A 24,802-nucleotide genomic window follows, 5' to 3' on the forward strand; every position below is an offset into this window, starting at 1 on the left:
GAGAGGAGTTCTCGTGCTCACCTTGACCGACAACGCCAGTGCAGCAGTTCAGGACCTCACCACGAAGGCTGGAGTCCCCGAGGGCGGCGGTCTGCGGATCGCCGAGTCCGCCGAGCAGACCGGGAGCTTCGAGCTCGCCCTGGTGCCCGGCCCGCAGCCGGACGACACCGTGGTGGAGTCCGGAGAGGCGCTCGTGTTCGTGGAGTCCGCCACGGTACCGACGCTGGAGAAGCTCACGCTCGACACCGACCCGCAGGCGGAGTCCGTCGGCTTCGTGCTGACGCCGCAGGAGTAGAGCGACCCGGGGTTCCGACCCCGCCCGGCCGTCGTCCGATCCTCACGAGATCGACGACGCGCCGCCCAGAACTTCACGACGGGCCGTCCGCACACGCGGGCGGCCCGTCGTGCTGTGCCCGGGCCGGTCAGTCCCCGACCGGCCCGACGATCCACAGCCCACCGAGCACGGCCGCGCCGACCGTGACGAGCAGGAACACCACGACCCAGAACAGCCCGGGCAGCCGCGTCAGGCGCGCGAGCATGTCGGCGTCCGAGCTGCGTGCGCGCCCGCGCGAGCGCTCGGCCTGCAGCTCGATCACGGGGCGGACGGCGCCGAGCAGCAGGAACCACGTGACCGTGTACGCCACGGCGCTCTGCGCCTGCGGCTCCAGCCACCACGACACGGCCACGAGGGCCGCGCCGCTGACCAGCACCGACCACAGCCCGAACCAGTTGCGGATCTGCGCCAGCATGAGAGTCAGCAGCAGCACCAGCAGCCACAGCAGCCCGACGGCGTAGCCCTGGCGCAGCAGCGCGGCCGCCCCCAGCCCGATCAGCCCGGGCCCGACGTACCCCATGAAGGCCGTGAGGATCATGCCGAAGCCGCGCGGCCGCCCGTAGGAGACCGTCAGGCCCGAGGTGTCCGAGTGCAGCCGGATGCCGCTCAGCCGACGACCCGTGAGCAGCGCCGCCAACGCGTGCGCCCCCTCGTGCGCGATCGTCACGACATGGCGCGCGACGCGCCACACCGGCGTGACGAGCACGACGGCGACCGCCACCGCAGCCGTCACCATCACGACCGACGTGTCGGGAGCAGCGACCGGCGTCGTCGCGGCCTGCCAGATCTGCCCGACGACGTCCGTCACGCTCGCCCATGCCCCTGCGGAGGTGTCGACTGTCACGCGCGACATTCCACCACAACCGCCTGTGCCCGACCCCCACAACGACCCTGCCCGTCGTCGAGCACGACGTTGAGGTCGTCGGGCGCGGGTTCACGGCAGCAGGGTCGTGTTCGGCGGGGGAACGAAGGGGGAGACATAGGTCACCACCACGGTCGGGGGCGGGCATGAGACACTGGGTTCACGAGGGCAGCGCAACTGCGCGCCCCGCGTCGTGGAGATCCCCCCGGATTACGTGCGGCGGACCCCGATCCTTTGAGCCCCGAGAGGCCCACACACTGTGACTTCCTTTGCCGATTTCGGCCTGCCCACCCCTGTTGTCCGCGAGCTCTCGCGCCAGGGCATCGACTCCCCGTTCCCCATCCAGACCGCCACGCTCCCCGACTCGCTCAAGGGCCGCGACGTCCTCGGCCGGGGCCGCACCGGCTCCGGCAAGACGCTCGCGTTCTCGCTGCCGACGGTCGCCCGTCTCGCCGAGTCGCGTACGTCGCGCCACCCTCGCCGGCCACGAGCGCTCGTGCTGTGCCCGACGCGTGAGCTCGCCAACCAGATCAACGCCACCATGGAGCCCGTCGCCAAGATCCTCGGTCTGACGACGACCACGATCTTCGGCGGAGTCGCGCAGTCGCGTCAGGTCACCGCCCTGGACAAGGGCGTCGACATCGTCATCGCGTGCCCCGGGCGCCTCGAGGACCTGCTGAACCAGCGGGTGCTCACGCTCGACGGCATCGAGATCACCGTGCTCGACGAGGCCGACCACATGGCCGACCTCGGGTTCCTCCCCGGCGTCAAGCGCATCATGGACAAGACCCCCAAGGTCGGCCAGCGCATGCTGTTCTCCGCGACGCTCGACAACGGCGTGGACCAGCTCGTCAAGCGCTACCTCAGCAACCCGGTGCGCCACTCCGTGGACGACGCCGCCGCGCCGCCGCCCCAGATGACGCACCACATCCTCGCGGTGCGGGACGCGGACGCCAAGCGTGACGTCGTGCACCAGCTCGCGTCCGGCACCGGCCGCCGTGTGCTGTTCATGCGCACCAAGCACCAGGCGAAGAAGCTCGCCAAGCAGCTCACCGCGCAGGGCATCCCCGCGGTCGACCTGCACGGCAACCTCGGCCAGGGGGCGCGCGAGCGCAACCTCGAGGCCTTCTCGTCCGGTTCGGTGAACGTGCTCGTCGCGACCGACATCGCCGCGCGCGGCATCCACGTCGACGAGATCGAGCTCGTGGTCCACGTCGACCCGCCGGCCGAGCACAAGGCGTACCTGCACCGCTCGGGCCGTACCGCCCGTGCCGGGTCGGAGGGCGTCGTCGTCACCGTCATGCTGCCCGAGCAGCGCGGCGACGTGCGCGACCTGACCCGCAAGGCGAAGATCACCGCTCAGCCCCGCCCCGCGGCGCCCGGCGACGCGACCGTCACCGCCCTCGTCGGCGACGTCGCCGCGTACGTCAAGCCCGCGGCGCTCACCCCGCCGCAGACGCAGGCCCGCCGGGGGACGCCGTCGACCAACGGCGGTACCCGCTCCTCGCGCCGCGGTGGCGGCCAGGGCGGTGCCCGCTCCGGCGCGGCCCCGCGCACCGGCACCTCGGCTCAGCGCCCGACGACGCAGGGTCAGTCCCGCGGCGCGGGCGCCCCGGCCGGTGGCGGCCAGGGTGGTCGCGCGCAGGGCGGTCGTGGGCAGGGCGCTCAGAACGGCCAGGGCGCGTCGGCCGGCGCCGGCGCACCGCGCGGGCGTCGTGGCGGGCGCGGTCGCGCGCAGCGCCCCGCCGGCGGCACGGTCTACACGACGTCGTCCTGACGCACCCACACCGAGCACGCCGAACAGGCGGTTGCTCGGCACCCTCACCCGACGGTGCCGAGCAACCGCCTGTTCGGCGTCCGGAACACCGCGGGTCCCGCACTGGTTGAGCACGATGGAGGTGGACACATGTCCTATGAAGTGACCAAGACCGACGAGCAGTGGCGCGCCGAGCTCTCGCCCGAGGAGTACGCGGTGCTCCGCAAGGCCGGCACGGAGCGTCCCTGGACCGGGGAGCTGCTCGACGAGAAGCGCGTCGGTGTGTACCGGTGTCGGGCGTGCAGCGCCGAGCTCTTCCGGTCCGACACGAAGTTCGACTCGCACTGCGGGTGGCCGAGCTTCTTCAGCCCGCTCGCGGGCGACGCCGTCGAGCTCATCGAGGACCGCAGCCTCGGCATGACCCGCACCGAGGTGCGCTGCGCGTCGTGCGGGTCGCACCTGGGGCACGTCTTCGACGACGCGCCGCAGACCCCGACCGGTGACCGGTTCTGCATGAACAGCCTCAGTCTGACGTTCGAGTCCCAGGACTGAGCACCGCCGCGGGGGAGCTCAGCGGTTCGCCTGCCAGCGCACGACGTCCACCGAGTACTGGTGGAGCAGGTCGGCCAGCGCGGCGACGTCCTTGGGCTCCCACGCCGCGAGCGCCTCGGAGACCGACACGACCCGCGCCTGCTGCGCCGCCTCGAGGCGCGCGGCGCCGTCCTCGGTCAGCGAGATGATCTGACCGCGCGAGTCCTCCGGGTCGACCGAGCGCTCCACGAGGCCGAGGTCGTGCAGGCGGCTGAGCTGGCGGGAGATCGTCGCGCGACCCACGCCGAACTGGTCGGCCAGGTCAGACCCCCGTACGCCGGTGCTCCCGGCGATGTGCGCGAGGAGGGGGTAGGCGCTCGCCGGCAGGTCGGGGTGGATGCGCCGAGCCATCGCCGTCGCTGCCGCGCCCGCCCGGCGCAGGAGCACCCGGAGCTCACGCTCCAGGTCCGTGTACGCCTCGGTGGCACTCACCTCGGCTGATCTGGCACTGGGGGTAGCGGCTGACATGTGCCCATCATGCCGCCTCGGGCCGCGGCGCGGGTCGGCTCGTCCCCAGCCGTTCCCGACCTGTGACATCCCGACGGCATCCCGACTGACATCCCGGCCCGCGCACGGGCTCAGCCGCGCGGCGTCCCGCCCACGGCGAGGGACTCCTCGAGGGGGCTCTCCTGCTGCTCGCGTTCCAGACGCTCCACCTGCTCCTGGCGCTCTTGCAGGCCCGACCGGGTACCGAGCGGCACCTCCTTGAGGAGGGCGACGCAGAGCAGCGCCACGACGGCCAGCGGGACGGCCACGAGGAAGATGTGCGCGATCCCGGCGCCGTACGACTGCTCGACGAGATCCCGCAGAGGTGCAGGGAGCGTGGTGACGTCGGGGACCGCCGCGCTGCCGCCGAGGGAGTCGGACGGCACGCCGAGCCGGTCGAGGCCGCTCCGGATCGACGACGTGACCTGGTTCGCGAGGACCGCCCCGAGCACCGAGACGCCGATCGCGCCGCCGAGCGTGCGGAAGAACGCGACGGTGGAGGTCCCGGCACCCATCTCGTCGACGTGCAGGGTGTTCTGCACCGCGAGCACGAGGTTCTGCATGAGCATGCCCATGCTGACGCCGAGGAAGAACAGGTACACCCCGATGAGCACGAAGCTCGTGTGGTAGTCGATGGTCGACAGCGCGAAGAGCGAGCCCACGAGGATCGCGGCGCCGGTCACCATAAACGCCTTGTAGCGGCCGGTGCGCGTGATGAGCTGGCCGATGAGCACCGACGCGACGAGCGTGCCGACGATCATCGGGATGGTCAGCAGGCCCGACTCGGTGGGCGTCTTGCCGCGCGCGACCTGCATGTACTGGCTGAGGAACACCGCGGTCCCGAACATGGCGACACCCACGGCGACGCTGGCGAGGACCGCGAGGACGAACGTCCGGTTCCGGAACAGGTGCAGCGGGATGATGGGCTCGACGGCGTGCTTCTCGACGAGGACCGCCGCGACCAGCGCGCCGACGGCGCCGACGACCATCGCGGCGCTGGGCCAGGAGGCCCACGCGAAGCTCTGCCCGGCGAAGGTCACCCACAGCAGCAGCGTGGAGACGCCGACGCTGATGAGGAGCGCACCCCAGTAGTCGATCCGCACCACCCGGCGGGGCAGCGGGGGCAGGCGCAGAGTGCGCTGCAGGACGACGATCGCGACGATCGCGAACGGCAGGCCGACGAAGAAGTTCAGGCGCCAGCTCACGGTGTCGGTGAGCACGCCGCCCAGGAGCGGGCCGCCGATCTGGCTGACGGCCATGACCGCACCCATGAGGCCCATGTACCGGCCGCGCTCGCGCGGGGAGATGATGTCGGTGACCAGGACCGTCGCCAGCGCCATGAGGCCACCGGCGCCGATGCCCTGCAGCGCACGGAACGTGATGAGGGTTCCGACGCTCTGCGACAGCCCGGCGAGGGCCGCCGCGACGACCGAGATGACGAGCGCCACCTGGATGAGCATCTTGCGGTTCGTCAGGTCGGCGAGCTTGCCCCAGATCGGGGTCGAGATCGTCGTCGTGAGGAGCGTCGCGGTGACGACCCACGTGAACGAGGACTGCGAGCCCTCGAGGTCGCTGATGATCTTCGGCAGCGAGCTCGAGACCACCGAGGTCGCGAGGATCGACACGAACATGCCGAGCAGGATCCCGGAGAGGGCTTCGAGGACCTCTCGTCGGGTCATGGTCCCGGCGGCGACCGGGGTCTTCGTGGGGGTGCTGGTCATCGGGCGTGGTGCTCTTCCTGGTCGGGGGTCATGGTGGCGGCCACGGCGCGGATGGTCCGGGTCGCGGTGGCGAGCTCGTCCCCGGTCCACCCGGCGAACGTGCGGGCGACCAGCAGGGCGATCTGTCGGGAGGACTCGGCGGCGAGGTGGCGACCGGTCTCGGTGAGCTCGATCGTGCGGGCCCGCCGGTCGTCGTCGTCCACCGTGCGCCGGACGTAGCCGGCGTCGACGAGCGTGCTGACCTGACGGCTCGCGACCGACACGTCGACGCGCAGGCGGGTCGCGACGTCCGAGACCTGCACGGCGCCGCAGCGCTCGAGCAGGCGCAGGAGGCCGAGGCCGGCGCGCGGGCGGTCGAGGTCGCGGGCGAGCTGTGCCGCCGCCTCTCGCTGCGCCCGGGCGAGCTCTTCGAGCGCGCGGACGAGGTCGTTCGCTGCGTCGTTCGGGGTGCCGGTCGAGCAGTCGGTCGGGGCGTCGGTCGCCGCTGGGGGAGAAGCGAGGGTCGATCGCACGGGGTCTCCTTACTTGCCGTAAGCAACAATACGACTAGTAATTGCTCAAGGCAACTGTTTCTAGGGCCAGGTGGGCGAGAGTGGAACCTACGCCCGCCACGGGGTGAGACTGGGACGGTGCCCGACCGTCCCGAGAACCACCGCCCGCGCCGTCCCGCCATGCTCGACCCGCGCGACGCCGCCGACCTGCCCGGCGAGCTCGACCCCGCCCTGCGCGACGAGGTCGCCCACACGACCGCGAACGCCATCGTGCGGGGCGGCCGGGACACGCAGGACCCCGAGGTCGTGGCACGGCTGGTCCGGCTCGTGGAGCGCGAGGGTCTCGACGTCGTGGCCGGGCTCTGGGCCGACGCGGCGCCCAGCTCGCTGCCGGGCGCGCTGTGGCGGCTGTACGTCCTGCGCGAGTGGGTCCGCCGCGACCCGCAGACCGTCGCGCTGCGCTACCGGCTCGGCGCCGAGGCGGCTCCCGTGCACGGGGCGATCGCCGGCGTCGTCTCCCCGCCCGGTCCGGAGGACGTGCGCGAGCTGGCCGACGCCGTCCTGTCCGGCGTCTTCACCGGCGCGCTCGACGTCGCGCTCGACCGGGCCGGGTCGTTCTGCCGGATCCTCGCCACGGGCGCCGCGTTCGACGCCGACTCCCGAGAGGTCGCCGACCCGTTCGGCGCGCTGCACCTCACCCGCGGCGCCTCCTCGTTGCAGCGCACGGCCGAGGAGCTCGAGCACGCCGCGGCGCTGTGGCGGGCCGGGCGCCTCGACTGATCTCCGCGCACGTGGCGCAGCCCACCACCACCCGCCCCGCCCTCGCTGGGCCTCGTCCGGGCACGCGGCGTAGCATGGTGGACGACGTCGGGCCGCGGTAGCCCCGGGCTCCACACTCAGCCGCTACGAGCGGCCACGCGCCGAGAGGCGCTCCGCGGTCCGGCGTCGCCCACCCCCTCCCTCGCGCAGCGAGCGCGCGCAGGATCACCTTGCAGCGATGACGGGATCGCCCGCGGCCTCCGCTACATTTGGCGAGAGTTCGACGCGCGTTCACCGTGGTCACCACGACGACACGCCCAGCGGTAGCCGTTCACCCGGCCGCGGCCCTACTCTGAACCGACCCCAGCGACCCCCCCTCTCGGAGCCTGCCGTGCGCTTGCGCCTGACACCGCGCGATACCTCGTTCTTCGACCTCCTCGCCGCCTCGGCGCAGCACCTGGTCACCGGATCCAACCTCCTGGCCGAGCTCCTGGGTGCGGACCGCCCCACGCGCAAGGTGCTCGCGAAGCAGCTCGCCGAGACCGAGCACCTCGCCGACGATGCCACGCACACGATCATGCGTCGCCTCAACCAGACGTTCGTCACGCCGTTCGACCGAGACGACATCTACGCGCTGGCCTCCGCGCTCGACGACTGCATGGACTACATGGAGGAAGCGGCGGACCTCATCGTCCTCTACAAGATCGAGGAGCTGCCTGCGCGGGTCTCCGACCAGGTGCAGGTCCTCCAGCGGGCGTCCGAGCTCACCGCCGAGGCCATGCCCCGGCTGCGCTCGATGAGCGACCTCGCGGAGTACTGGGTCGAGGTCAACCGGCTCGAGAACCAGGCCGACAAGATCCACCGCAAGCTCCTCGCGCAGCTCTTCGACGAGATCGGCGACCCGATCCTCCTCATGAAGCTCAAGGAGATCGTCGAGATCCTCGAGGAGGCGGCGGACGCGTTCGAGAAGGTCGCGAACACCGTCGAGACCATCGCGCTCAAGGAGTCCTGACCCCGTGGAGCTCGCGCTCGTCGTCGTGGTCGTCGCCTTCGCGCTGGGCTTCGACTACACCAACGGCTTCCACGACGCCGCCAACGCGATCGCGACGTCGGTCTCGACCCGGGCGCTGACGCCCCGGGCCGCGCTCCTCATGGCCGCGGTCTTCAACTTCGTCGGTGCGCTCCTCGGGACACAGGTCGCCGAGACCATCGCCCGGGACATCGTCGCGATCGACGACGCGTCCGCGCACCGTGGACTCGTGATCGTGCTGTGCGGCCTCATCGGCGCCATCACGTGGAACCTCATCACCTGGTGGTTCGGGCTGCCGTCGTCCTCGACGCACGCCCTCATCGGCGGACTGGTCGGTGTCGGCATCGCGTCCGGCATCACCGTCTACTGGAACGCGGTCGTCGAGAAGGTCGTCATCCCGATGGTCGTGTCGCCGCTCGTCGGCTTCGGCCTGGCGTTCGCGCTGATGGTCGCCGTGCTGTGGATCTTCCGCAAGGCCGCGCCCGCGAGGGCGTTCCGCCGCTTCCGGATCGCGCAGACCGCGTCCGCCGCGGCGATGGCCCTCGGCCATGGACTGCAGGACGCGCAGAAGACCATGGGCGTCATCGTCCTCGCGCTCGTCGCAGGCGGCTACCACACGGGCAACGGGATCCCGCTGTGGGTCAAGCTCTCCGCCGCGGCCGCGATCTCGGCCGGCACGTACGCCGGCGGGTGGCGCATCATGCGCACGCTCGGCCGCCGGATCATCGAGCTCGACCCGGCCCGTGGCTTCGTCGCCGAGTCGATCGCCGCGCTGGTGCTCTACACGAACGCGTTCGTCTTTCACGCGCCCGTCTCCACCACGCACACCATCACGTCCGCGATCATGGGCGTCGGCGCGACCAAGCGCCTGTCCGCGGTGCGGTGGGGCGTGGCGAAGAACATCGGGTTCGCCTGGGTGCTGACCATCCCCGCCGCCGGGTTCGTCGCGGCGGTCATGTACTGGGTGATCTCGCCCTTCCTCGTCTGACGGCGGCGCTCACCCGGGAGCACGAGGGATCAGTGCAGCGGCGGCGCGACCTTCTCTGCCGCGACCACCCGAGGGCCCTTCGCGGTCTGCGCGACGTGCGCGACGAGCACCTCGCCGGGCTCGAGGAACGGGTCCTTCGTGGGCAGCACGTTCGCGACCGAGCGGCGGGAGTGCTGGCCCAGGACGTCGAGCACGGTCGGCAGCACCGGTCGGTGCGTGCACAGCACGGCGGACCGCTCGGACTCGAGGAGCTCGCGCACGGTCCGGGCCACCCGTGACGGCGACCGCTCGTGCTGCGCCTCCGTGAGGTGGTCGCCGCTCACGGGCCGCAGGCCCGCAGCGCGGGCGTACGGGTCGAGCGTCGCGGCGCACCGCTCCCACCGGCTCGTCACCAGCTCACCGACGCCGTACGCAGCGAGCACGGGGACCAGCGCGGCGGACTGCGCGTGACCTGTCGGGGTGAGCGGCCGGTCCTCCTCGTCGCCGTGCCACCCGGCGCGGGCGACCGCCTTGCCGTGCCGGGCGATCGCGACGACGTGCGTCGCGAGCCTTCCGTGCTCGTACTCCTCCGCGAGGGCGACCAGAGGGTTGCGGTCGGCCGCCCTCGTCAGGCGCGCCAGCGCGGCCTCGACGCCCAACCACTCCGCGCGGTCGATCTCCTCGACCGAGACCGGCGGCACGGGGGCGCGCGCCGCCAGGGGCGCGGAGTCCGAACGACGCCCCGCACGGCGGGCGGCCCAGTAGTGGACGCGCTTCACCCGGCCCTCGGGTGTGAGGTACTGCAGCCCCGGCAGCGGCACACCGAGCAGGACGGGACGCCCCGTCTCCTCGGCGACCTCGCGGGCGGCGGCCGTCTGGAACGTCTCCCCGGGGTCGAGCTTGCCCTTGGGCCACGACCAGTCGTCGTACCGGGGGCGGTGCACGAGCCGGACCTGGAGCTCGCCGTCGCGCACCCGCCACACGAGAGCGCCCGCCGACTCGATGACCGGCGCGTGCGGTACGTGCGTGGGGCCGAGGGTGTCCACGAGGGGCGCCACGCCGGGCAGGGCGGCCATCCTCACCGGCCCATGCCTCGGCGCCGGCGCTGACGCTGCACGTGCGTCGCCTGCAGGTCGGTGAGCGGCTCGCCGTCGGGTCCGGTCGAGTGCCGCTCCCACGACCCGTCGGCCTGCAGGTGCCACGACGCGGTGCCGTCGTCCATGGAGAGGTCGATGAGGTCGATGAGCTCGGTCACCTGGTCGGGGTCGACGATCCGCACGAGCGTCTCGACACGGCGGTCGAGGTTGCGGTGCATGAGGTCGGCCGACCCGATGTACACCTCGGGCCCGCTCTCGGGGCCGTCGCCGATGGCGGGCCCGCCCGAGTTCGCGAACGCGAAGATGCGCGAGTGCTCCAGGAAGCGGCCGAGGATCGACCGCACCCGGATGTTCTCGCTGAGCTCCTCGACGCCCGGTCGCACGGCGCAGATGCCGCGCACGACGAGGTCGACGCGGACCCCGGCCTGCGACGCCCGGTACAGCGCGTCGATGATCACCTCGTCCACGACGGAGTTGACCTTGATCTTCACCCACGCCTCGCGGCCCTCGCGGGCGGCGTCGGCCTCGCGCTCGATGCGCTCGACGAGGCCGGACCGCACGGTGCGCGGTGCGACGAGCAGCCGGTGGAAGCGGGACTGCGGGGCGTACCCGGAGAGCTGGTTGAACAGCCGTGTGAGGTCCTGACCGACGTCCGGGTCGCACGTGAGCAGCCCGTGGTCGGTGTAGAGCCGGGCGGTCTTCGGGTGGTAGTTCCCGGTGCCGACGTGGCAGTAGCGCCTGAGGCCGTCGGACTCCTGGCGCACCACCAGCGAGAGCTTGCAGTGGGTCTTGAGGCCGACGATCCCGTAGACGACGTGCACCCCGGCCTGCTCGAGCTTGCGGGCCCAGGAGATGTTCGCCTGCTCGTCGAACCGTGCCTTGATCTCGACCAGCGCGAGCACCTGCTTGCCGGCCTCCGCGGCGTCGATGAGCGCGTCGACGATGGGGGAGTCGCCCGAGGTCCGGTACAGCGTCTGCTTGATCGCGAGCACCTTCGGATCTGCCGCCGCCTGCTCGAGGAACGTCTGCACCGAGGTGGAGAACGAGTCGTACGGGTGGTGCAGCAGGACGTCGCGCTCACGGATCGCGGCGAAGACGTCGGTGGGGCTCGCGCTCTCGACCTCGGCGAGGTACCGGTGCGTCGTCGGGACGAACGGCGGGAAGTGCAGGTCCGAGCGGTCGAGGTCCGCGATGACGTTGAGCCCGGTGAGGTCGAGAGGCGCCGGCAGGATCGAGACCTCGTCCTCCGCGACGCCGAGCTCGCGGACGAGCAGGTCGCGGATGCGGGGGCTGATCCCCTCGCCCAGCTCGAGGCGCACCGGCGGTCCGAAGCGGCGGCGCAGCAGCTCCTTCTCCATGGCCTGCAGGAGGTTCTCGGCGTCGTCCTCCTCGACCTCCACGTCCTCGTTGCGGGTCACCCGGAACGTGTGGTGCTCGCGCACCTCCATACCCGGGAAGAGGTGGTCGAGGTGGTGGGCGATGACCTCCTCGACGGGCACGAACGACGTCGGACCCTTGCCGGGCGCCGCGGCCTGCGCGGTCGGGGCCGACGGGCGTCCGCGGGCGTCGACGGCGATGAAGCGCGGCAGCAGCGGCGGCACCTTCACCCGTGCGAAGTGCTCCTTGCCGGTGGCCGGGTTCGCGACGACGACCGCGAGGTTGAGCGACAGCCCCGAGATGTAGGGGAACGGGTGCGCGGGGTCGACCGCGAGCGGGGTGAGGACGGGGAAGATCTGCTTGCGGAAGAACTTGTGCAGGCGCTCCTGCTCGCGGGTCTCCAGCTCGTCCCAGTGCACGAGCGTGATGCCCTCGGCGGCGAGCGCCGGCTGGACGTCGTCCGCGAACACCCGCGCGTGCCGGGTCATGAGCTCCTGGCCGCGCTCGCTGATGACGTCCAGCACCTGGCGGGGGCTGAGCCCGGACGCCGCCGTGACGGCGATGCCCGTGGCGATGCGGCGCTTGAGGCCGGCGACGCGCACCATGTAGAACTCGTCGAGGTTGGACGCGAAGATCGCCAGGAACCGCACCCGTTCGAGCAGCGGCTGCGTGACGTCCTCGGCGAGCTCCAGGACCCGCTGGTTGAACGCGAGCCAGCTGAGCTCGCGGTCCGCGAAGCGGTCCGTCGGCAGGGCGGCCAGCTCGGCGGGGGTGGGACCCGCGTCGGGGTCCTCGGCGATGTGCTCGGCGATGTGGGCCGCGAGCTCGGGCTCGATCGCGCGCTGCGTCGACGTCTCGGTCATGGGGTTCATGGTGGCATCCCTGCGTGAACTTTGGGTGATCGGGCTCAGGGGCCGATGAGGCCGGTGTCGACCGGCGCGTACTGCACGTCTGCCGCGAGCCGGCCGAAGCCCGCCCGCTCGTAGGTGCGCAGAGCGGCGGCGTTGTCCCCGTCGACGTAGAGCACGGCCCGGTCCAGGCCGCGCCCGGCCAGGTGGGCGAGCCCGACGGCGGTCAGCACCTTCCCGAGTCCCGCGCCCTGCGCGTCGGGGTCGACGCCCACGACGTAGATCTCGCCCTCGGACGAGCCGCCCGGGACCTTGGTCCACAGGAACCCGGCGAGATGCTGGTCGGCCCCGTCGCTCGCCCCGTCGTGCTCGACGTCCCTCTCCGTGCCACTCCCGATGTCACGCTCGATGAGGAAGAAGCCCTCCGGGTCGAACCACGGCTCGGCCTGGCGGGCGCGCAGGTCGGCGAGGGTCATCCGGCCCTGCTCGGGGTGCTCGGCGAACGCGCGGGCGTTGACGGCCAGCCACGCCTCGTCGTCGGCCCCGGGGACGAACGTGCGCAGCCGGTAGCCGTCGGGGACGGTCGGCGCCGCGGCGCCGGACAGGTCCGCCAGACGGCGCCCGAGGAAGAGCAGCTCGCGCACGACGGCGTAGCCCGCCTGGGCGGCGAAGTCCCGGGCGCCGTGCAGGTCGCCGTGCGCCCACACCCGCAGGGTGCTGCCGCGCTGCCCGGGCTCGCCGGAGCGGCTCGGCAGCCGGGCGTCCCGCTCGGCGGTCCGCAGCAATGCACGGCCGATGCCCTGGCGGCGGGCGTCGGGGTGGACCACGAGCTCGGCGCTCGCGCCGTCCCCGCCGCGGTCGATCTGCGCATACCCGGCGACGTCCCCGGCCGCAGTGCGCGCGACGACGTGCGTGATGTCCTCGTCGTCCGTGCCCAGCCGCAGGAGCGGCTGCTCGGAGAGGGGCGGCGCGCCGTCGACAGACTGCGCCGCGTCGGCCAGCGCGCGCACGGCGCTGCAGGTGGGCGGGTCGAGGGGGCCGATCTCGAGCGGGTGCGCGCGCATGGGGTCCATCCCATCACGGCAGGCGGGCGCCGCGCGCCGCGAGGACCCGGGGACGTGGCGCGTCGGCGCCGGCGGCGCCGTCGCTAGGCTGCCCGGGTGAGCGAGACCCGTGGGACCGCCCCCACCCCGGACGGCGACAAGCCTGGCGACCGTGCCGTGCCCGTCGACCGGGTCCAGCGGCGCACGATCGCCGTCCTCGCGGCGAGCCAGGTTCTCGGTGGGATCGGTGTCGCGACCGGGGTGGCGGTGGCGTCTCTCATCGCGTCCGAGCTGTCCGGCTCGGACGCGATCGCGGGCCTCGCGCAGACCTCCGCGGTCGTGGGTGCGGCCGTCGTGGCCCTGCCGCTGTCCCGGCTCGCCGCGCGGGGCGGGCGGCGCGGGTCGCTCACGAGCGGCTACGTCGTGGCGCTCGCCGGGGCGCTCGTCGCCGCGGCGGCGACGTGGTGGGGTGCTTGGCCCCTCCTGCTCGCGGGCATGCTGCTCTTCGGTGCCGGGTCGGCGACCGGGCTGGCGTCGCGCTTCACCGCGACGGACCTGGCGCGCCCCGAGCGGCGCGCGACGGACCTGTCGATCGTCGTCTGGGCGACGACGGTCGGGTCGGTCCTCGGCCCGAACCTCGCCGGGGTGACCGAGCAGCTCGGTCTGCTCGAGGGTGCGCCCGGCGACCACGCCGGGCACGCCGGCGACGCGACGTCGCCCGTGCCGTTCCTCGTCGCCGCGCTCGCTTTCGCGGGGGCCGCCGCAGCGGTGTGGCTGCTCCTGCGGCCGGACCCGCTGCGCGTCGCCGCGGATCGCGCCGCCGCCGCGGCTGGTGGGCGCGCCGACGCAGACGTCGACGTCACTGCTCTTCCCGGCGTGGCCGCGACGACCACGAGCAGGCCCGGCTTCCGGGAAGGCCTGGCCGCGGGCTGGTCGGTGCTGCGCGCTTCGCCGACCGCGCAACTCGCGCTGGGGGCGATCGTCGTCAGTCACCTCGTGATGGTCGGCCTGATGTCGATGACGCCGGTGCACATGAACCACGGCGGGGCCAGCCTGCAGGTGGTCGGCGTCGTCATCAGCGCGCACATCGCCGGGATGTACGTGCTCAGCCCAGTGATCGGGTGGCTCGCGGACCGGTGGGGGCACGCGCGGGTGCTGGGCGCCGGGGGGGTCGTCCTGCTCGTCTCCGCCGTGACGGTCGCGGGCGCTCCCAGCGACGACGCCGCTCGCCTGACGGTCGGGCTCGTGCTGCTCGGGGTGGGGTGGTCCTGCGGGCTCGTGGCCGGGTCGGCGCTGCTCATCGACGGGACGCCCCCCGCGCACCGGACGGCCGTGCAGGGACTGTCCGACTTCTCGATGAACCTCGGCGGCGCGCTCGGCGGGGTGCTGGCCGGGGTCGTCATCGCGGTCGCGTCGTACGCCGTCCTGGCGTGGTGCGCCGCGGTGCTGCTGGGCGCCTACCTCATGGTGCTCGTGTGGAAGATGCCCCGGCGCCGGGTGGCCTGAGGGACGCAGGCCACCCGGTGCCTCAGCTCTTCGCGCTCGTCAGTCTTCCGAGCTCGTCGACGGCTTCGCCAGGCCGGAGGCGATGAGCGTCATGACGGAGGAGTCCGCGAGCGTCGTGGCGTCCCCGACGGCCCGGTTCTCCGCGACGTCCCGCAGGAGCCGGCGCATGATCTTGCCCGAGCGGGTCTTGGGCAGCTCCGGGACGACGAGGATCTTGCGGGGCTTGGCGATGGCGCCGATCTGCCGGGCGACGTGGTTGCGCAGCGCCGTCTGGACGGCGTCCGCCCCCGCGTCGTCGGCGGCCCGGTCGGCGAACTCGCCGATGAGGATGACGAACGCGACCACGGCCTGACCGGTGGTGTCGTCGGCCGCACCGACGACGGCGGCCTCCGCGACGTACTCGTGGGACACGAGCGCCGACTCGATCTCGGTCGTGGACAGGCGGTGGCCGGAGACGTTCATGACGTCGTCGACCCGGCCGAGGAGCCAGATGTCGCCGTCCTCGTCCTTCTTCGCCCCGTCACCGGCGAAGTAGATGCCGGGGAAGCGGGACCAGTAGGTGTCCTTGAACCGCTCGAGGTCGCCCCAGATGCCGCGCAGCATCGACGGCCACGGCTCGGACAGGACCAGGTACCCGCCGCCGCCGTCCGGCACGGGGTGGGCCTCGTCGTCGACCACCTCTGCGGCGATCCCGGGCAGCGGTACCTGGGCCGAGCCGGGCTTGGCCGCGGTGACGCCCGGCAGGGGCGAGACCATGATCGCGCCGGTCTCGGTCTGCCACCACGTGTCGACGATCGGGGCGGTCCCGCCGCCGATGACGCGGCGGTACCACATCCAGGCCTCGGGGTTGATGGACTCGCCCACCGACCCGAGGACGCGCAGGCTCGACAGGTCGAACCGGTCCGGGATCTCCTCGCCCCACTTCATGAAGGTGCGGATCGCGGTCGGCGCGGTGTAGAGGATCGAGACCTTGTACTTCTCGACGATCTCCCACCAGCGGCCCTGGTGCGGGCTGTCCGGCGTGCCCTCGTAGATCACCTGGGTCGCGCCGTTGAGCAGCGGCCCGTAGACGACGTACGAGTGGCCCGTGACCCAGCCGATGTCGGCCGTGCACCAGTACACGTCGGTCTCGGCCTTGAGGTCGAAGACGTTGCGGTGCGTGTAGGCGGTCTGCGTGAGGTAGCCGCCGGTCGTGTGGAGGATCCCCTTGGGCTTCCCGGTGGTGCCCGACGTGTAGAGGATGAACAGCGGGTGCTCGGCCTCGACCCACACCGGGTCGTGCTGGACGTCTGCCGCCTCGAGGGCCTCGTGCCACCACACGTCGCGGCCCTCGGTCCAGGCGACGTCCTGGCCCGTGCGGCGCACGACGAGGACGTGCGCCACCGTGGTCGGCTCGGCGCCGTTGCGCGGCTCGAGCGCCTCGTCGACCGCCGGCTTGAGGGCCGACGGCGCCCCGCGCCGGTAGCCCCCGTCGGCGGTGATGACCAGGGTCGCGCCCGCGTCGGCGATGCGGCTGCGCAGGGCGTCGGCGGAGAACCCGCCGAACACGACGGAGTGCGCGGCGCCGAGGCGGGCGCACGCCAGCATCGCCACGACGGACTCGACGAGCATGGGCAGGTAGATCACGACGCGGTCGCCGGTGGTGACGCCGAGCGCGGCGAGGGCGTTGGCCGCGCGCGAGACCTCGCGCTGCAGGTCCGCGTAGGTCACGGTGCGGGTGTCGCCGGGCTCACCCTCGAAGTGCAGGGCGACGCGGTCGCCGTGGCCGGCCTCGACGTGCCGGTCGACCGCGTTGTACGCGGCGTTGAGCGTGCCGTCGGCGAACCAGCGGGCGACGGGCGCGCCCGACCAGTCGAGGGTCTCGGTGAACGGGGTCCGCCAGCTGACGAGCTCGCGGGCCTGGCGCTCCCAGAACGCCAGCCGGTCGGCCTTCGCCTCGTCGTAGAGACCGGCCTGCGCGTTCGCCTGTTCCGCGAAGCGTGGGTCTGGTGGGAAGCTGCGGGTCTCGTGGAGAAGGTTCTCCAGGCCGGGCGTCGGTTCGGTGGTGGGGTTCTCTGGCACGCGTACCTCCGGTGCGCATCGGCTCTGGTGCGGCGCCCGACGACGGACGGCGTGCTCGCGCGCGGGCAGCCCTCGACCGTCGGACGGCGGGGCTGGCGTCGCCCCGACCCTCGGGAGTCTAGACCGGATCGGGTGACGGCCGTCACGTGGCCCGCTATTCGGCCGTAGTGCTTGCAAATAGGTCCTGCAGGCCCCTGCGGAGGACCGCCCGGTCTCCGGGCCACTGTCCGATAGCCTCGGCGACGAACCGACGACCTCGGGAAGGACCTCATGGGCGACACCCCGCTCGACCGCACCACGACCCCGCCACCGCTGGCGGTCGGCCCCCCGCACAGCCGCCTCGAAGACGTCTTCGGGATCCTCACCGGCACCTACCTCGCCTCGCTCGGGCTGTTCCTGCTCGGCTCCGTCTCGGCCGTCACGGGCGGCACCGCCGGCCTGGCGCTGCTGCTCGTCCAGGTCGCACCCGTCCCGTTCGGCGTCCTCTTCTTCGCCGTCAACGTCCCGTTCTTCGCCCTTGCCGTCTGGAAGAAGGGCTGGGGATTCACCGCGAAGACGGCCGCCGCCGTCGGGCTGGTCTCTGCGCTCTCCGCGCTGCACCCGCTCGCCTTCGACGGTCCCGTCGACATCGACCCCGTCTACGCGGTGCTCTCCGGCAACCTCGTCATCGGCATCGGCCTGCTCGTGATCTTCCGGCACGGTGCGAGCCTCGGCGGGTTCAACATCCTCGCGCTCGTCCTGCAGGAGCGGCTCGGCTGGCGTGCGGGCTACGTGCAGATGGCGTTCGACGCCGTCGTCGTCCTGCTCGCGTTCGCCGTAGCCCCGCCGACGACGGTGCTGCTCTCCGTCGCGGGCGTCGTCCTGCTCAACGTGGTCCTCGCGCTCAACCACCGACCGGGCCGCTACCTCGGCCACTGACGTGCGCGGAATGGGGCGCGGCCCGGCCGCGTTGGGTCCCGGTGTGAGCCGACTCTTCCAGCCCCTGAGGCTGCGCGACCTGACCCTGCCGAACCGCATCTGGCTCGCCCCCATGTGCCAGTACTCCGCGACGGACGGCATGCCCGACGACTGGCACCTGGTGCACCTCGGCGCCCGGGCCACCGGCGGGTTCGGGCTGCTGCTCACGGAAGCGGCCGCCGTCGTGCCCGAGGGCCGGATCTCCCCGCAGGACGTCGGGATCTGGTCGGACGCGCAGGCCGACGCCTGGGCCCGCATCACGGCGTTCGTGCACGCGCAGGGCGCGCTGGTCGGGATCCAGCTCGCGCACGCCGGGCGCAAGGCCTCCACGCACCGGCCCTGGGACCCGGCCCGTGGAGCGGTCCTGCCCGACGCCGGTGGGTGGACCCCCGTGGGCCCGTCGCCCGAGGCGTACCCGGGCCTGGCGGAGCCTGCCGCGATGACCCTCGACGAGGTGCAGGCGGTCCCGGGTCAGTTCGCCGAGGCCGCGCGCCGGTCCGTCGAGGCGGGCTTCGACGTCGTCGAGCTCCACGCCGCGCACGGCTACCTGCTCCACCAGTTCCTCTCGCCCTTGGCGAACCGTCGCGACGACGCCTACGGCGGCTCCGTCGAGAACCGCGAACGGCTCCTGCTCGAGTCGGCGGTCGCCGTGCGTGCCGCGCTGCCCGACGGCATGCCGCTCCTCGTCCGCGTCTCGGCGACGGACTGGCACGAGGACGGGCTCGACGACGACGACGTCGCGCACGCCGCCGCCCGGCTGGCGCAGGTCGGCGTCGACCTGGTCGACGTGTCCACCGGCGGCGTGGCGCCCGCGACGATCCCCGTCGGACCGGGCTACCAGGTGCCCGCCGCGCGTCGTGTCCGCGAGGTCTCCGGGCTGCCGGTGAGCGCCGTCGGGCTCCTCACCTCGCCCGAGCAGGCCGAGCAGGTGCTCGTCGACGGCGCCGCGGACGCCGTGATGATCGGCCGGCCCGCGCTGCGTGACCCGATGTGGCCGCTGCGCGCGGCCCACGCCCTGGGTGTGGACGTGGACCGCGCGCCGTGGCGACCGCAGTACGAACGCGGAGCCTGGACGGCCTGAGGCTCGCGCGGTCAGCGCCCCCGGGGGGCGGTGGCCGCGGGCGGACGCGTGATGTGCGTCGTCGCGGACACGCGTCCGCCCATCTCGTTGAACTCGCGGTAGATCTCCTTGGCGTCCTTGAGCGCCTGCGTGATCTGCTCCTTCGGGAGGCGCGCGAGGCTCAGCTGGTCCTGGTAGAGGTACAGGAACGTGTTGAAGTCGATCTTCGAGAGGTCGACCGTCGACTTCACCGCGACGAACGCGCTGACCCGCTCCATCTTCTCGTAGATGCTCTTGGCCGAGACGTTCTGGTACCAGGCCTTGAGGTCGACCCGGACGATCGACAGGCCCTCGGTGACGACGTAGTACTCCTCGATCGTCCCCGTCGAGGCGGAGGCGCCGCCGAGGAACGCGGTGAGCGCCTCCGACACGAGCGTGCCCACGCCGTCGATGATGTCCGACGACGTACCGGCCACGAACGACTTGAGCGACGACTTCACGGCGTCGGCGAGGTGCTCGACGGACGTCGAGCTGAAGGCGTGGACCTCCTTCTTCGAGGCGAGGATCGACGTGATCGGGACCGTGCTGTTGGTGCCGCCCGCGCCACGGAGCGACTCCTGGATCCGCACGTCGAAGAGCTCTGCCTTGGTCTCGCCGAGCCGCGCGAGCGACTCGATCACCTCACGCTGGGTCTGGGCGAGCTCCTCGCTGCCGTCGAACTGCTTCACGATGTCTCGGATCAGGGACATGGGTACTCCTCGGTGGTCTCGGTCGTGCAGGGGTGTCGTGCAGAGGTGGTTCCGGCGCGCGGCCGTGCCGCGCGCGGGTGTGCAGGTCAGAAGGTGACCTGGGTCCACTGCAGGTCGGCGCGGCGCTCGAGGCCCACGGGCGGCGGGTAGCTCGCGTCCGCCGGGACGGGCCGGTTGTACCCGTAGACCCAGACGCCGTCGAGGACCCGGCGCTGCGCGAGCGCCAGGGCGAGCCGGGCCGCGAAGTTGGAGATCTGCTCGGCGCAGGCGTGCACGAGGATCGGATCGGCGTAGCCGGGCGGCACCCTGGTGAGCAGGTCTCCGATCTGGTCGACGCTCCACTCCCAGTCCTGGGGCCGGGAGTCGGCGTCGCCCAGCTCGGTGTCGTTGCCGTGCGCGGAGAGGCAGAGCGGGTCGGTCAGGCCGGCGAGCGCGTGCGCGAACCCCTGGTCGGCGTGCACCTGGGCCCCGACGGGCAGCTCGACCACGTCACCCCAGGCCGACGAGCCCGACGACGGATCAGCGGTCGAAGTTCTGATCCGGGTGTCCTGCGTACAGACGATGAGCATGGCTTCCCCCTGTGGATCGTCCGGACGTCGTCGTCCGGATCTCACCAGCTCGGCCGCCCCCTCGGAGGCCGGGTCTGGCTGCCTCTCACGCTAGGAGCGCGCGTGCGGGACGGGATCGTCAATTCTGAGGAAGATCGGGTGCTGCCGAGCCGCTCCCCACCCGCAGCAGCGTCGCGACGGCCGCGAGCTGCGACGTCGTGCCGAGCTTCGTGAGGATCGCCCGGATGTGGCTGCGGACCGTGGTCAGCGACAGCACGAGCGAGCGAGCGATCTCGGCCGCGGGCATGCCCTCGACGAGCCGGGCCAGCACCTCCCGCTCGCGCCGGGTCAAGGACTCGACCCGTTCGAGGTCCAGGACCAGCGCGTGCAGGAGGGCGACGGCGTGCGCGTCGACGCCACGCGGCGAGCGGCCGGACAGGTGCCGGTCGAGCGCGCGGAGCTGGTGGAGCAGGGGGAGGTCGCCGTCGACGACCCACGCGCCGCGCCGCGCCGCGGCCAGGAGCGTGCGGGCCGCGAGCCTGCTGCCCAGGACCCCCACGCCCGTGCGCCCGCGGCCGAGCACGTTGAGCGAGGCGTCGGGGAGGTGCCCGTCCTCGTCCGTGACCAGGACGAGGTGGGAGCTGCCGACGACGAGCTCCCGGGCGATCGTCGAGCACGGGTGCGGCCGGACGTCGGACCAGCCGAGCGCGTCGAGCCCTGCCGCGATCGACGACGCCAGGACCGGGTCGCGGGACACGACGTGCACGGCGGCCGCCCCGTGGCGACCGGCACCGGACACGGTCCCGTGCACTACGGCCTCCCCCCGCCGACGCCCACCGCCTTGCGGCTTGCGGACATCGTGGTGGACGGGGTGGGGCTCGGCAACCGATCGAGGCAGGGTCGGTGCTGAGGCGTCAGGCGGTGGCGACCATCCCGTCCTGCTCCGCACCGGCGCGTGCTGCCGCCTCGACCGCGGCGGCGACGAGCGTCGTGACCTCCGGGTTGAACACGCTCGGCACGATGTAGGTGGGGTTGAGCTGGTCCTCGTGCACGGCGGAGGCGAGGGCGGTCGCCGCGGCCAGCAGCATGCCGTCGGTGATCTTGTGCGACTGGGCGTCGAGCAGGCCGCGGAAGACACCGGGGAACGCGAGGACGTTGTTGATCTGGTTCGCGAAGTCGCTGCGCCCGGTGCCGACGATCGCGGCGTGCTTCGCGGCCTCGACGGGGTCGACCTCGGGCCGCGGGTTCGCCATGGCGAAGACGATGGCGTCGGGCGCCATCTGCGCGACGTCGTCTCCCGTGATGACGTCGGGCGCGGAGACCCCGATGAAGACGTCGGCCCCCACGACGGCCTCCTTGAGCGTGCCGGTGACGCGCCGCGGGTTCGTGTTGACGGCGGTCCAGGCGAGCGAGGGCGACAGGCCCGGGCGGTCGCGGTGGACGACGCCCTCGATGTCGGCGACGACGACGTCGCGGGCGCCGGCCGACAGCAGCAGCTTGAGGACCGCGGTGCCCGCCGCGCCGGCACCGGACAGGACGATCCGCACGTCGGCGAGGTCCTTGCCGACGACCTTGAGCGCGTTCGTCAGCGCCGCGAGCGCGACGATCGCGGTGCCGTGCTGGTCGTCGTGGAAGACGGGGATGTCGAGCTCGGCGCGCAGCCGAGCCTCGATCTCGAAGCAGCGCGGCGCGGAGATGTCCTCGAGGTTGATGCCGGCGAAGACGGGCGCGATGGCCTTGACGGTCCGCACGATCTCGTCGACGTCGGTCGTGTCGAGGGCGATGGGGAACGCGTCGATGTCGGCGAACCGCTTGAACAGCGCGGCCTTGCCCTCCATGACGGGCAGCGAGGCGAGCGGCCCGATGTCGCCGAGGCCCAGGACGGCCGACCCGTCGGTCACGACCGCGATGGTGTTGCGCTTGATCGTCAGGCGGCGCGCGTCCTCGGGCTCCGCGGCGATGGCCTCGCAGACGCGGGCGACGCCGGGGGTGTAGATCATCGACAGGTCGTCGCGGTTGCGGATGGGGACCTTGGACTCGATCTTCAGCTTGCCGCCGAGGTGCAGCAGGAACGTGCGGTCGGACACGCGGTCCACGACCACGCCGTCGAGCGCGCGCAGGGACTCGACGATCTGGCCGGCGTGGTCCTCGCCGCGGGTCGCGACCGTGACGTCGACGGTGATGCGCTCGTGGCCCGAGGCGGTGACGTCGAGCGCGGAGACGATCCCGCCGGCGTGCTCGATGGCGGTGGTCAGCTCGCTCACGGCGGTGGGCCTGGCCTCGACCTGGAGCCGGACGGTGATGGACGAGGAGACGCTCGGCGCTGAACTCATGCCCCACAGTATGGCGTGCGACGCGGCGTGCCCACAGGCCCCCACACGACGACGGCGTCCTCGCGGACGCCGCCCTCGCCAGCCGGATGGTGGCTATCAGGCGTGCACCGAGTGATTGCTGCAACGGGTCGTCATCACGTCCCGGTCAACAAGTCCTATGCGTGGACTCCTCGCGCGTGGGTACCGCCATCCGCGTGCTGTTCCCTCCTTGATACGCCTGGTCCGGCGCGGGCGCAACGGCTGGGTGAAACCCTCACACGGTGTTCGAGCGGCGCCCGTTCGCGGGGGTGTCAGGGACGTGTGCGGCGGCCTCGGCGCACGGCCCGCCACACGACCCACCCCGCGACGGCGACGACGGCCAGCGCGCCGCCGATCACCAGCGGGGAGGTCGGCGACAGGTGGGAGCGCAGCGCCACGGGGCGGGTGAACGTCAGCACGGTCCACCCGTTGTCGGCGGCCAGACGCCGCAGCGTGCGGTCGGGGTTGACGGCGAACCCGTGCCCGACGGCGGTCAGCATCGGGGCGTCCGTGATCGAGTCGGAGTAGGCGTAGCTCGCCCCGAGGTCGTACCCCTTGTCCTGCGCGAGCTCGCGGATCGCGCTGGCCTTGTTCTCCCCGTACGCGTAGAAGTCGATGGTGCCGGTGTAGCGCCCGTCCTCGGTCGCCATCCGCGAGGCGATCACGTGGTCCGCCCCGAGGACCGCGGCGATGGGCTCGACGACCTCGGCGCCCGAGGCCGAGACGATGACGACGTCGTGCCCGTGCTCGTGGTGGTTCGCGATGAGCTCGACCGCCTCGAGGTAGACGACGGGGTCGATGAGCTCGTGCACCGTCTCGGCGACGATCCGCGACACGGTGCTCACGTCCCACCCGGTGACGAGGTTGCTGAGGTGGGCGCGCATGCGCTCGGTCTGGTCGTGGTCGGCACCGCCCACCATGAACAGGAAGTGGGCGTAGGCGCTGCGCAGCACGTCCCCGCGGGAGATGAGCCCGCCGGCGTAGAACGGCCGGGAGAACGCTGCGGCGGACGAGGTCGCGATGATCGTCTTGTCCAGGTCGAAGAAGGCGGCGATCCGGCGCGGCCGGGAGGGGTCGGCCGCCGCGTCCGCTGTGGAGTTCACGGGGCGAGCCTAGCGGGAGTCTTCCCGGTATGTCCCTGTTCCTCGTCCTCCACGAGCGGCGCGGCACCAGGACGTGTCAGCGGCCGATGCCGTCCAGCTCGGCCACGTCCTCGGGCGACAGGGCGAGCCCGGCGCCGGTGATGTTCTCCTGCAGGTGCGCGACCCGGGAGGTACCGTGGATGAGCAGGATGTTCGCCGAGCGCTGCAGGAGCCAGGCCAGGGCGACGGCCTTCGGCGTCGTGCCCCGGCGGTTCGCGACCCGGGAGAGCGCCTCGGACTGCAGCGGGGCGAACCCGCCGAGGGGGAAGAACGGGACGTAGGCGATGCGGTCCGCCGCGAGCCTGTCGATCAGGGGGTCGTCGTGGCGGTGGGCGAGGTTGTACAAGTTCTGCACGCAGACGAGGGGTGCGACCTCTTGTGCGTGCGAGACCTGCTCCGCCGTGACGTTGCTGACCCCGAGGTGCCGGATCAGGCCCTGCTGCTGGAGCTCGGCGAGGGTCTCCATCGCCTCGACGATCGCGCCGTCGTGGTCCGTCGGCGGCCCCATGACCCCGGGGCCCGCGAGCTGCATCGTCCCGTACCCGAACCGGGTGACGGTCCGGTCGCCGAGGGTCCATGTGCCGCCGGCGAGGGTGGACGTCGTGGTCGTCATCGTACGCGTTCCTGGCCGTGTGCCCGAGCCGTCAGCTGCTCGACAGGATCTCGGACAAGTGGGTCGTGCTGATCCTGTGCGGCCTCGGCGGTGAGGGTGCAGAGGACCCGGGGACCCCGGCTCCGATGCGCTATTCGGAGCTCTCCCGCCTGCTCGCCGGTGTGAGCCAGAAGATGCTCACCCAGACGTTGCGCTCGCTGGAGCGTGACGGGCTCGTCACCCGGACGGTGACCCCGACCGTGCCGGTCACCGTCACCTACGAGCTCACCGACCTCGGGCTCTCGCTCTACCGGACCACGCGTCAGATCAGGACCTGGGCGCAGGACCATATGGACGACGTCCAGGCGCACCGCGACATCTACGACGCCGGCGCCTGACGCCTCGGTCGTTCGTCGTTCTCCACAGGCTGCCCGGCGCGGCACCCGTCCACAGGCCCGACGCCGGCCGGGACCG

Annotated in this window: 24 protein-coding genes; 10 read left to right on the forward strand and 14 right to left on the reverse strand. The window is 72.5% G+C overall.

Annotation, left to right across the window (positions count from 1 at the left end; all coding sequences use genetic code 11):
* Positions 1 to 13 precede the first annotated feature (13 nt).
* Positions 14 to 295, forward strand: a complete 282-nt coding sequence (locus OHL10_RS01080) for an iron-sulfur cluster biosynthesis family protein (RefSeq protein WP_265520298.1) — start codon at positions 14 to 16, stop codon at positions 293 to 295.
* A 127-nt stretch (positions 296 to 422) separates the two neighbouring features.
* On the opposite strand, the gene OHL10_RS01085 is transcribed toward OHL10_RS01080, so the two are convergent.
* Positions 423 to 1,178 carry a M50 family metallopeptidase gene (locus OHL10_RS01085; protein ID WP_265520299.1) on the reverse strand — a complete coding sequence of 252 codons (756 nt, stop codon included), beginning with the start codon at positions 1,176 to 1,178 and terminating at the stop codon, positions 423 to 425.
* Between the two features lie 277 nt (positions 1,179 to 1,455).
* On the opposite strand from OHL10_RS01085, the gene OHL10_RS01090 reads away from it, so the two are divergent.
* Entirely contained in the window at positions 1,456 to 2,973 is a 1,518-nt protein-coding gene (locus OHL10_RS01090) for a DEAD/DEAH box helicase (protein WP_265520300.1), read from the forward strand.
* Between the two features lie 129 nt (positions 2,974 to 3,102).
* A complete protein-coding gene (msrB, locus tag OHL10_RS01095) occupies positions 3,103 to 3,504 on the forward strand; it encodes a peptide-methionine (R)-S-oxide reductase MsrB (RefSeq protein ID WP_265520301.1) in 402 nt (133 codons plus the stop codon).
* Between the two features lie 18 nt (positions 3,505 to 3,522).
* On the opposite strand, the gene OHL10_RS01100 is transcribed toward msrB, so the two are convergent.
* From OHL10_RS01100 to OHL10_RS01110, 3 genes are all read right to left on the reverse strand, one after another.
* A complete protein-coding gene (locus tag OHL10_RS01100) occupies positions 3,523 to 4,011 on the reverse strand; it encodes a MarR family winged helix-turn-helix transcriptional regulator (RefSeq protein ID WP_265520302.1) in 489 nt (162 codons plus the stop codon).
* Between the two features lie 110 nt (positions 4,012 to 4,121).
* Positions 4,122 to 5,750 (reverse strand): MDR family MFS transporter, encoded by a 1,629-nt coding sequence (locus OHL10_RS01105; protein ID WP_265520303.1) that lies wholly within the window; start codon positions 5,748 to 5,750, stop codon positions 4,122 to 4,124.
* Positions 5,747 to 6,262, reverse strand: a complete 516-nt coding sequence (locus OHL10_RS01110; protein WP_265520304.1) for a MarR family winged helix-turn-helix transcriptional regulator — start codon at positions 6,260 to 6,262, stop codon at positions 5,747 to 5,749. Before OHL10_RS01110 ends, OHL10_RS01105 begins: the two co-directional genes overlap by 4 nt.
* Before the next feature lie 159 nt (positions 6,263 to 6,421).
* Here OHL10_RS01110 and OHL10_RS01115 point away from each other — a divergent pair, with 159 nt between their 5' ends.
* The 3 genes from OHL10_RS01115 to OHL10_RS01125 all read left to right on the forward strand — a co-directional run bounded on the left by OHL10_RS01115 (position 6,422) and on the right by OHL10_RS01125 (position 9,018).
* Entirely contained in the window at positions 6,422 to 7,021 is a 600-nt protein-coding gene (locus OHL10_RS01115; protein ID WP_265520980.1) for a hypothetical protein, read from the forward strand.
* 370 nt (positions 7,022 to 7,391) lie between these two features.
* Positions 7,392 to 8,012, forward strand: coding sequence for a DUF47 domain-containing protein (locus OHL10_RS01120; protein ID WP_265520305.1), 621 nt, complete (start codon positions 7,392 to 7,394; stop codon positions 8,010 to 8,012).
* Positions 8,013 to 8,016: 4 nt separating this feature from the next.
* The gene (locus tag OHL10_RS01125) at positions 8,017 to 9,018 is read left to right on the forward strand and encodes an inorganic phosphate transporter (protein ID WP_265520306.1); all 1,002 of its coding nucleotides are present in this window, start codon (positions 8,017 to 8,019) and stop codon (positions 9,016 to 9,018) included.
* A 29-nt stretch (positions 9,019 to 9,047) separates the two neighbouring features.
* Here the strand turns inward: OHL10_RS01125 and OHL10_RS01130 are convergent, their stop codons facing one another.
* From OHL10_RS01130 to mshD, 3 genes are read right to left on the reverse strand one after another with little or no spacing between them, the layout of a single operon-like run.
* Positions 9,048 to 10,073: an NUDIX hydrolase gene (locus OHL10_RS01130; RefSeq protein WP_265520981.1), complete on the reverse strand. Its 1,026-nt coding sequence runs from the start codon at positions 10,071 to 10,073 to the stop codon at positions 9,048 to 9,050.
* A 2-nt stretch (positions 10,074 to 10,075) separates the two neighbouring features.
* Positions 10,076 to 12,343 (reverse strand): RNA degradosome polyphosphate kinase, encoded by a 2,268-nt coding sequence (locus tag OHL10_RS01135; protein WP_425498902.1) that lies wholly within the window; start codon positions 12,341 to 12,343, stop codon positions 10,076 to 10,078.
* A 35-nt stretch (positions 12,344 to 12,378) separates the two neighbouring features.
* Positions 12,379 to 13,383, reverse strand: coding sequence for a mycothiol synthase (gene mshD, locus OHL10_RS01140; protein WP_265520307.1), 1,005 nt, complete (start codon positions 13,381 to 13,383; stop codon positions 12,379 to 12,381).
* Positions 13,384 to 13,479: 96 nt separating this feature from the next.
* Between mshD and OHL10_RS01145 the strand changes: the two genes are divergently transcribed.
* Entirely contained in the window at positions 13,480 to 14,868 is a 1,389-nt protein-coding gene (locus OHL10_RS01145; RefSeq protein WP_265520308.1) for an MFS transporter, read from the forward strand.
* A 39-nt stretch (positions 14,869 to 14,907) separates the two neighbouring features.
* On the opposite strand, the gene acs is transcribed toward OHL10_RS01145, so the two are convergent.
* Positions 14,908 to 16,929, reverse strand: coding sequence for an acetate--CoA ligase (gene acs / locus OHL10_RS01150; protein ID WP_265520309.1), 2,022 nt, complete (start codon positions 16,927 to 16,929; stop codon positions 14,908 to 14,910).
* Positions 16,930 to 17,199: 270 nt separating this feature from the next.
* Between acs and OHL10_RS01155 the strand changes: the two genes are divergently transcribed.
* Both OHL10_RS01155 and OHL10_RS01160 read left to right on the forward strand, forming a co-directional pair.
* A complete protein-coding gene (locus OHL10_RS01155; protein ID WP_265520310.1) occupies positions 17,200 to 17,847 on the forward strand; it encodes a YitT family protein in 648 nt (215 codons plus the stop codon).
* Between the two features lie 43 nt (positions 17,848 to 17,890).
* Positions 17,891 to 18,967 carry an NADH:flavin oxidoreductase/NADH oxidase gene (locus OHL10_RS01160; RefSeq protein WP_265520311.1) on the forward strand — a complete coding sequence of 359 codons (1,077 nt, stop codon included), beginning with the start codon at positions 17,891 to 17,893 and terminating at the stop codon, positions 18,965 to 18,967.
* 11 nt (positions 18,968 to 18,978) lie between these two features.
* Here the strand turns inward: OHL10_RS01160 and OHL10_RS01165 are convergent, their stop codons facing one another.
* From OHL10_RS01165 to OHL10_RS01190, 6 genes are all read right to left on the reverse strand, one after another.
* Positions 18,979 to 19,695, reverse strand: a complete 717-nt coding sequence (locus OHL10_RS01165) for a hypothetical protein (RefSeq protein ID WP_265520312.1) — start codon at positions 19,693 to 19,695, stop codon at positions 18,979 to 18,981.
* Between the two features lie 86 nt (positions 19,696 to 19,781).
* Positions 19,782 to 20,264, reverse strand: a complete 483-nt coding sequence (locus OHL10_RS01170; RefSeq protein ID WP_265520313.1) for a hypothetical protein — start codon at positions 20,262 to 20,264, stop codon at positions 19,782 to 19,784.
* A 118-nt stretch (positions 20,265 to 20,382) separates the two neighbouring features.
* Positions 20,383 to 21,054 (reverse strand): helix-turn-helix transcriptional regulator, encoded by a 672-nt coding sequence (locus OHL10_RS01175; RefSeq protein ID WP_265520314.1) that lies wholly within the window; start codon positions 21,052 to 21,054, stop codon positions 20,383 to 20,385.
* Positions 21,055 to 21,157: 103 nt separating this feature from the next.
* Positions 21,158 to 22,576: an NAD-dependent malic enzyme gene (locus OHL10_RS01180; protein ID WP_265520315.1), complete on the reverse strand. Its 1,419-nt coding sequence runs from the start codon at positions 22,574 to 22,576 to the stop codon at positions 21,158 to 21,160.
* A 290-nt stretch (positions 22,577 to 22,866) separates the two neighbouring features.
* On the reverse strand, positions 22,867 to 23,697 hold the full coding sequence (locus OHL10_RS01185; protein ID WP_265520316.1) for an HAD family hydrolase: 831 nt from the start codon (positions 23,695 to 23,697) through the stop codon (positions 22,867 to 22,869).
* A 76-nt stretch (positions 23,698 to 23,773) separates the two neighbouring features.
* The gene (locus OHL10_RS01190) at positions 23,774 to 24,349 is read right to left on the reverse strand and encodes an aldo/keto reductase (RefSeq protein WP_265520317.1); all 576 of its coding nucleotides are present in this window, start codon (positions 24,347 to 24,349) and stop codon (positions 23,774 to 23,776) included.
* On the opposite strand from OHL10_RS01190, the gene OHL10_RS01195 reads away from it, so the two are divergent.
* A complete protein-coding gene (locus tag OHL10_RS01195; protein ID WP_265520318.1) occupies positions 24,313 to 24,726 on the forward strand; it encodes a winged helix-turn-helix transcriptional regulator in 414 nt (137 codons plus the stop codon). The two genes, OHL10_RS01190 and OHL10_RS01195, sit on opposite strands and share 37 nt — an antisense overlap.
* The last annotated feature ends 76 nt before the right edge of the window (positions 24,727 to 24,802 follow it).

Origin of the sequence: Oerskovia flava, assembly GCF_026163685.1 — a bacterium.
Classification (GTDB): domain Bacteria; phylum Actinomycetota; class Actinomycetes; order Actinomycetales; family Cellulomonadaceae; genus Oerskovia_A; species Oerskovia_A flava.